Origin of the sequence: Anaerotignum faecicola (assembly GCA_024460105.1) — a bacterium.
Classification (GTDB): Bacteria; Bacillota; Clostridia; order Lachnospirales; family Anaerotignaceae; genus JANFXS01.
Genome location: JANFXS010000022.1, coordinates 1 through 828, shown reverse-complemented (window position 1 = coordinate 828; position 828 = coordinate 1). Strand labels below are relative to the sequence as shown.

1 protein-coding gene is annotated in these 828 nt (G+C 52.7%); it reads left to right on the top strand.

Annotated elements, in window-relative coordinates; all coding sequences use genetic code 11:
* On the top strand, window positions 1–371 hold a 371-nt coding region (locus NE664_12480), incomplete at its 5' end, for a hypothetical protein (protein MCQ4727456.1).
* Between the last annotated feature and the right edge of the window lie 457 nt (window positions 372–828).

Sequence of the window (828 nt, the reverse complement as noted above, 5' to 3'; positions counted from 1 at the left end):
CTGACGGCGTTGTCAGCGAGACCTGCCAGATCAGCGCGTTTGTGGGACGCACCGAATTCTGTGAGAAGTATCCGGAAATCACTGCCAAGGTTTTGAGGGCGGTCCAGCGAGTTGACGACTGGATGGCAGAGAGCGAAGAAAATCAGAAAACGGCATTTACCACACTGGCAGAGAATACTCAGCGCGAGGAAGCATGGTTCTCTACCATGTACGGCGGTTCCAATTTCGGAATCAACTTAACAGGGCAGGATCTGCGTGTTCTGGGCGAGGTTCTGGAATTTATGAAGACCAATGATCTGCTGTCCAATCCGGATATCACCATGGACGATATTCTGGAACTGAAATACCTGGAAATCGCCGGTTATCGGTAAAAGGCGCTTACACCGGCGGCTGTCCGTCTGACTGGATGGGCCGCCGGTTTTTTGGTGCGCCCGGCGGCGCACGTTTCTAACCGGTGCAAGTCCGGAATCCGCCCGGTGGTGGGAAGGATATAGCCGAAGGCAAGGGTGTCCATCGTGAGGTGGAATCTGAAGGAAGCTGGATATGGGGAACATACTAACCCATGGGCAAATCTCTGGTCTGACGAACAGAAATCACATCAGGCCATGCGTGAGGGTAAGGCTGCCAAACAAGTCGAAGCCCAATAACCACACGGAATCATGTATGGTAAATGTGGCAGATAGATGGAGAGAAAGAAACGTGTGGTACCCGGGGAGGTCTGTGCGGAATGTCCTGAAAGGGATAACCACTATCGTGAGGTAGTGCTGAACGTAGAGAAGTCAGCAGAGGTCGTAGTAGTCGAGAGACGAAGGACCGAATCAACAGGAG